The organism is Pseudonocardia sp., assembly GCF_025965585.1.
GTDB lineage: Bacteria > Actinomycetota > Actinomycetes > Mycobacteriales > Pseudonocardiaceae > Pseudonocardia.
In genome coordinates this window covers 1-6623 of record NZ_JAOPWR010000025.1, presented here as the reverse complement: position 1 = coordinate 6623, position 6623 = coordinate 1, and the positions used below count along the sequence as shown (strand labels likewise).

General features: G+C 72.8%; 6 protein-coding genes. All 6 read right to left on the bottom strand.

The genetic code is table 11. The features are described 5' to 3' along the window. The coding region (locus tag JWR81_RS01260; protein ID WP_297645652.1) for an ABC transporter transmembrane domain-containing protein at positions 1 to 608 on the bottom strand (608 nt) is incomplete at its 3' end. A 212-nt stretch (positions 609 to 820) separates the two neighbouring features. Further along, positions 821 to 973, bottom strand: coding sequence for a hypothetical protein (locus JWR81_RS01255; protein ID WP_297645650.1), 153 nt, complete (start codon positions 971 to 973; stop codon positions 821 to 823). Between the two features lie 534 nt (positions 974 to 1507). Beyond that, on the bottom strand, positions 1508 to 1804 hold the full coding sequence (locus tag JWR81_RS01250) for a MoaD/ThiS family protein (protein ID WP_297645654.1): 297 nt from the start codon (positions 1802 to 1804) through the stop codon (positions 1508 to 1510). Between the two features lie 8 nt (positions 1805 to 1812). Next, positions 1813 to 2928 carry an exo-alpha-sialidase gene (locus JWR81_RS01245; RefSeq protein WP_297645648.1) on the bottom strand — a complete coding sequence of 372 codons (1116 nt, stop codon included), beginning with the start codon at positions 2926 to 2928 and terminating at the stop codon, positions 1813 to 1815. A gap of 49 nt (positions 2929 to 2977) precedes the next feature. Beyond that, positions 2978 to 5293: a phosphotransferase gene (locus tag JWR81_RS01240; protein WP_297645646.1), complete on the bottom strand. Its 2316-nt coding sequence runs from the start codon at positions 5291 to 5293 to the stop codon at positions 2978 to 2980. Next, the coding region (locus JWR81_RS01235; RefSeq protein ID WP_297645645.1) for an HAD family hydrolase at positions 5290 to 6623 on the bottom strand (1334 nt) is incomplete at its 5' end. The genes JWR81_RS01235 and JWR81_RS01240, both read right to left, overlap by 4 nt.

The following is a 6623-nucleotide window of genomic DNA, read 5'->3' as shown; positions in this document are numbered from 1 at the left end:
ACCAGGAACAGCGGCGCGGCGATCATCGCGACGAGCCCGAGCTGCCAGTTCAGGTAGAACACCGCGCCCGCGTACAGCAGGATCGTGAACATGCACGACAGCGACAACACCAGCCCGGACACGACGGTCTGCTCGATCGTCGCGATGTCACCGGTCAGCCGGGAGAGAACATCGCCGAGCGGGCGGCGCTCGAAGAACCCCACCGACAGGCGGTGGAGGTGCGCGAACACGCTGGTGCGGAGATCGAGCATGAATTTCTCGGATATCCACGCCGACAGATAGTCACCGGTGTACGAGACCGCCCCGCCGACCAGGGTGATCCCGACATAGAGGGCCGCGATGACCGGGAAGAGCCCGAAGTTCTCCGGCGTCAGGACGTCATCGATGAAGATCTTGAACATCCAGATGCCCGCGGTGCCGAACATCGGGCCGATCGCAACCAGGGCCACGGTGATCCACAAACGGGTCCGAAACGGCCGGGTGTAGGGCCAGAACCTCCGGAAGATCGCTTTCGGACCGGCATGCGGGACATCTTCTATCAGAACCGGTGATCGTGTTCCGGCCGCAGCGCTATGGACATCGGCGGAGCCTTCGGCCGAACCGCTCACGTCGCCCCCACCCGTTACCTGATCGTCGACACCGGGTCCCGGTCGTCGTCATCGCCGTGCCTCACCGCCACGCCCCGTGGCCGACGTGCCGGCCGGCCAGCGGCCCCGCTCCAGCGTGGAGCGGCTGGGAGCGGGGCCGCCGCGAGGCAGGTCTAGCCGCCGCGAGGCAGGTCTAGCCGCCGCGTGGCGGGTCTAGCCGCCGCGTGGCAGGTCTACCAGCCGCCCCAGCCCCAGCCGCTGCCCCCGCCCCAGCCGCTGCCATGGCCCCAGCCGTCGTCGCCGCCCCAGCTCGGCCGAGCCGGGCGCAGCTTGTCGAACCAGGCGTGCTTGCGTCCAGTCTGCTTACGTGCGGTCTGCTTGCGCATCGTGTCTCCTTTTCTCGGTGGGAGAACGCACGGTTACGCCTTCCCCCGATTCAGGGTTACGCAGCGGTTGCGCGGTGTCAAATCAATCTGTCCGGGAATGATCACCGGTCTTTCAGAAACTCTCAGGGTCGACAACTCGGACGTGAGCAAAGTCCATGATTACCGTACACGGTTCGCAAAGTTTGACTCGAGATATGAAAACAATTGGCGCAAAGTTCTTCCCGGCGAGACTCCGATCAGGTGCTCGCCGCCGAGCGGCTCGATTACCGCCTGCCTTTGATGCGCGATTTACCGACGCAAGTGCAAGACTTTATTCGAACGAGCTCATCGGATACCCCTCTCCCCGAAGCCGCCAACCGGCGGCCGACATCCCTTGAGCACTACGCCGATCCCATCCCGCCCGCAAGCCGCCAGCGCCGACCGGCGGTCGCGGCTCCGACCCGGCGGCGCATCCACTCGTCGGTGGGTGTGCGGCGGCACGAAGGCCGAGCCGACGTGCGCGGCCATCGCGTCGTGCAGCGGGCCCCGTCGGTCTCACCCGCCGGCCATCGCCCCCACCACCAGCAACGGCTCGGATCCCGCGACGACGGCGGCGGGCAGCGACTGGTCGGGCGAGTCGTGGGAGAGGTCCTCCTCGCAGGCGAAGAACCGCACGAACGCCCGGCGACGGTGCGTGCCGTGGTCGCGGATCGTGCCGCGGAGCACCGGATGGCGCTCCTCGAGCGCGTCGAGCACCGCAGCCAGCGTGACGGGCGGGGCGACGTCGAGCCCGACTTCGCCGTCGACCTCGGCGAGTCGCCGCAGGTGGGCGGGCAGCTTGACCCTGATCATGGCGTCGGTCATGAGAGCGTCTGCACCTCCACCGAGAGCACCGCGGGCAGGTCCCGGACGATCGGCGCCCAGCTGTCGCCGCCGTCCGGGGAGGCGTACACCTGGCCGCCGGTGGTGCCGACGTAGACGCCGCAGTCGTCGAGGGCGTCGACGGCCATCGCGTCGCGCAGCACGTTGACGTAGCAGTGGTCCTGCGGCAGGCCGTTCGTCAGCGGCTCCCACTCGTTCCCGCCGGTCCGGCTGCGGTAGACGCGCAGCTTGCCCTCGGGCGGGAAGTGCTCGGAGTCGCTGGTGATCGGCACGACGTACACGGTGTCGGGCTCGTGGGCGTGCACGTCGACGGGGAAGCCGAAGTCGGTGGGCAGGTCGCCGCCGATGTCGTGCCAGGTGGCGCCGGCGTCGTCGCTGCGCATGACGTCCCAGTGCTTCTGCATGAACAGCGTGTCCGGGCGGGAGGGGTGGATCGCCAGGTTGTGCACGCAGTGGCCCACCTCGGCGTCACCGTCGGGGATGCCCTCGGACACCAGGCCCTTGTTCGCGGGATGCCACGTCTGTCCGGCGTCCTCGGTGCGGAACACCCCTGCCGCCGAGATGGCGACGTGCATGCGGGCCTCGTCACGGGGGTCGACGACGATCGTGTGCAGGCACATCCCGCCCGCCCCGGGCTGCCACGCCGGCCCGGACCCGTGGCCGCGCAGCCCCGGGAGTTCCGCCCAGCTCGCGCCCCCGTCGGTGGAGCGGAACAGCGCTGCGTCCTCCACTCCGGCCAGGACGGAGTCGGGGTCGGTGCGCGAGGGCTCCAGGTGCCAGACCCGCGCGAACTCCCACGGGTGCGGCGTGCCGTCGTACCACTGGTGGGTGCCGGGCTCCCCGACATAGGCGAACTCGTTGCCCACCGGCGCCCAGGTGCTGCCGCCGTCGTCGGAGCGCTGGACGACCTGCCCGAACCAGCCGCCGGACTGCGACGCCCACAGCCGGTCGGGATCCGCGGGGGAGCCCGCCACGTGGTAGATCTCCCAGCCCGGGAAGTGCGGCCCGCTCACCTCCCAGTCCTTCCGCTTCCCGTCCGCCGTCAGGACGAACGCACCCTTCCGCGTGCCCACCAGTACCCGTACTGCGCTCATGTGCTGCTCCTCTCGTCCTGGGAGGTGAGACCGGACGGGAGAGCAGAACTCATCGCTGCCGTTGCAGGACGCGGTCGGCCGTGTCGAGCGCGGGCAGGGCTCCCCGGACGACGGCGACGAGGTTGCGCCGGACCCACACGGGGTTCGCCGCGAACGCCCCGGACTTGGACAGGTTCTGGGCCACGTGCTGCAGCCATCCCAGCAGCGTCAGGGTCGTCGGGTCGAGGCTCCGCCCGCCGGTGGTCTGCTGGGCCCGGAGCAGCAGGTCGTCCTCGGCCGGTGACGGCTCGACGATGCGGTGCAGGACGACGGCCCCCATCTCCTCGCCGCCGCTCGTCCGCTGCGCGGTGAGAGAGAAGGTGACCACGTCGAGGACGGCGAGGCCGTCGCGGCGGGACTGGCCCCAGTCCACGATGCCGCTGACCCGCCCGTCGGGATCGGAGAGCACGTTCTCGGGGGTGTAGTCGCCGTGGGTCCACGCGACCGCGACGAGGCGGCCGCGCACCCGGTCGGCGAGCAGGTCGGCCATCCGCCGGGCCTGGGGTCGGGCCCGCCGGGGCAGTGCCGCGGTCACGGCCGTCATGGGCTCGTGCACCCACGCGTCGAGCTCGGAGGACCCGGCGACGACCAGGTCGGCCGTCCGCCGGTGCAACTCGGTGATCGCGTCGACGGCGCTCGCGCGGAACAGCGCGCTGCGGGCCGGGTCGAGCAGCGCGGCCGCGCCCCCCGCGCCCGGCATGCGGGTCTCCAGCACGGTGTACGCGCCCCGGGCGTCGGCGTCGCCGACCACCCCGGGCAGCAGCTTGCGCCAGACTCCCAGCCGCTCGTCCGCGTGCAGGGTGCGCAGCACGTCGGTCTGGCGGCGCAGCTGCACCCGCCCCTGGGTGCTGTCGCTGGTCTTGAGCACCGTGCGGGGACCGTCCGGGGTCGGCTCGACGCTCACCACGACGGTGTCGGACCCGCCGCTGAGCCGCGCACCGAGCACGCACGGGCCTCCGGCCTCCGCCTCTGCGACATCCTGGACGCGGCGCAGCAGCGCCGCGGCGCGCAGGGCGGTGACCGGTCGGCGGAGGACGGGCGGGAGCCACGGCGCGGTGGCGATCCGGATCCCGGCGGCCACCACGACCTGGCCGAGCAGCCACGCGAGGCCGACCGCGGTGACGCCCAGCCGGGGCAGCAGGGCCCACGCCAGCCCGATGACGACGACGGCGATGGCGGACGGGACCCCGAACTGGACGAGGACCCGCTGGCGCACCCTGGCCGCGGCGATCTCCGCGGCGGTGATGACGTTGGGGATCGCCGACAGCGCGGTCAACACGAGGACCGCCTCGCCGTCGTGGGCGTAGCGCGGGCCGAACAGCGCCAGCACCCAGGGCGCGCCGAGCGCGAGCACCGCGACGGCGGGCACCACGAGCGTCAGCGCGCGGCGCACCATCTGCCGGCGGGCGGCGTCGGTGCCGTCGAGGTCGACGGCGCTGTGGGCGACCATCGACTGGGCCATCCCGGCCGCCACGAGGTAGAGCGCCTGTGCGATGGTCCAGACGATGCCGTAGACGGCGGCCTGTTCGGCCCCGAGCCGGGCGAGCACGATCAGTGGCAGCCCGAACTGGGCGGCCTGCCAGAGGATGCCACCCGCATAGTCGGCGCGCACGAACCGGGCGACGGCCCCGGCCGTGACCGGGACCGCCCGCTCGGCCGCCGCGCGCCCGTGGGCGGGCAGGCCTCGGCCGAAGAGCCAGCCGTTGATCACCAGCACGATGATCCCGGTGGCCACGACCCACGAGACCGCCACGCCGCCGGGCAGCACCACCACGGTGACCGCCGCGAGCAGCCCGATCTTGAGCACGGAGAACAGCACGTTCTCGACCGGCACGATCGTCGCGCGCCGGATCCCGGTGAGCACGAAGTCCTGGACCGTGAAGATCGCCCACAGCGGGGTGGCGACCAGGAAGAACAGCAGCAGCCGGACGAGACCGAACGCCTCGACGAGCTGCGGCGCCCAGAGCGGGGCGCCGAGCGCGAAAACCGCACCGACCAGCACCGAGGTGCCCGCCACAACCGTGTAGCTGCCCCCGACCAGGCGCCGGGCCGCTCGCCCGGCCACCGGCACGAACCGCAGCAGCGCATAGCTGAGGTTCAGCTGGGCGAGCCCGCCCAGGAACATCATCGTGGACAGGGCGACCTGGTTGAGCCCCAGCTCGGCCGGGGGCACCAGCCGCGCCGCGACCACCCAGTAGAGCATCCCGACGACCGATGTCAGGCCGGAGCTGAGAACCAGGGCGAGTCCGTCGCGGTGCGACGGTGCCAGTGCCGCGAGACCGCCGCGGCGCGGGCCCGGCCGGACGGGCGCGACCGGGCCGGTCATCGCGGAGTGCGAACGGCCCGGAAGGCGCGCCGCACGGCGGTCGGCAGACCCGGACGGCCACCCGCGGATGCGTCGAGGAGGGCGAGCAGCAGGCGCGCGTCCGGATCGGTGACGGCGGGCTCGCGGCACACCGTGCAGCCACCGGGGGGATGACCGAGCAGGTCGCGTGCGGCCTCCGCGGCGCCCTCGGCGTAGTGCCGCCGGGTGCGCCGGACGCCCGCGTCCGCGATGGCGGCGGTGGCGTTGCCGGGGGCCAGCGCCCGGTCGGCGAGGGCCAGCATGGGGAGGTCCTCCGCGGTGTCGCCGACGGCCAGGGCGATCCGCCCGCCGAGCTCGGCGGCCAGCCGCGTGAGCCCTCGGCCCTTGTCCATGCCTGCGGTGACGATGTCGGTCTGGCCCTCGCCGTGGATGACGCGGACCCGGTCGAGCCCGCCCGGGCCGAGGAGGTCCTCCAGCAGCGAGTCCGGGACCGGCCCCGGGCGCGCTCCCGACTCCCGGGTGTAGTCCACGCGGATGCTGTGGCCGAACTGGCGGTGGACGCCGAGGCACGGGTGCCCGTCGAGCGCGGCGCGAATCTGGTCGAGGTGCGCCCGGTCGGCCGGGTCGAGCAGGTCGATCGTGGCTCCGGTGTCGGCGCGGTGGATCACGGCGCCGTACTCCGCCACGCCGGCGACCAGGCCGTGCGCCGCGCAGCGCTGACGCACCTCGGGCAGCGAGCGGCCGGTGACGAGGACCGGGCGGTGGCCGTGCCGGGTCAGGGCGTGCAGCGTGCGGATCGCGGTGGGTGTGGTGATCGGGAAGCCCAGGGCGGTGGAGTCCAGGACACCGTCGAGGTCGAACGCGCACAGCGGCCCGGTCCCGGCGGGCGGTGGTGGCAGCCTGCCGGCGAGGTAGCGGCGCACGGCCCGGCTGCAGGCAATCGGGTCGTACGGCAGGCCGGTCGCGGGGTCCTCCAGCTGCACCAGCTCGTAGAGCAGGTACGCCTCGTCGGAGCAGGACACGACCGCCCGCAGCGCGTCCACGACGGCGTCGTCGGGATGACCGGGCGCGATGCCGGCGAGGTCGAACGCGGCGTCGTAGGAGTAGCGGTCGGTGTTCGAGAAGTCCTGCGTGTCGGGTTCGGCCTTGTACAGCGCTCCGGCCGGGCCGCTGTGCCAGTGCTGCGGGCCGGTGGCACCGTCGACGATCGAGGGGTGCCGCGCCGTGCACAGCCGCCGCGCGGCCGGGTCGATGATCGGCAGCCGCAGCGCGTCGCCGAGGCGGCCGTAGCCGCGGCCCAGCCGCCGCGCGGCGACCTCCCACGCAGGTGCGCGGCCGGTCATGTCCAGCG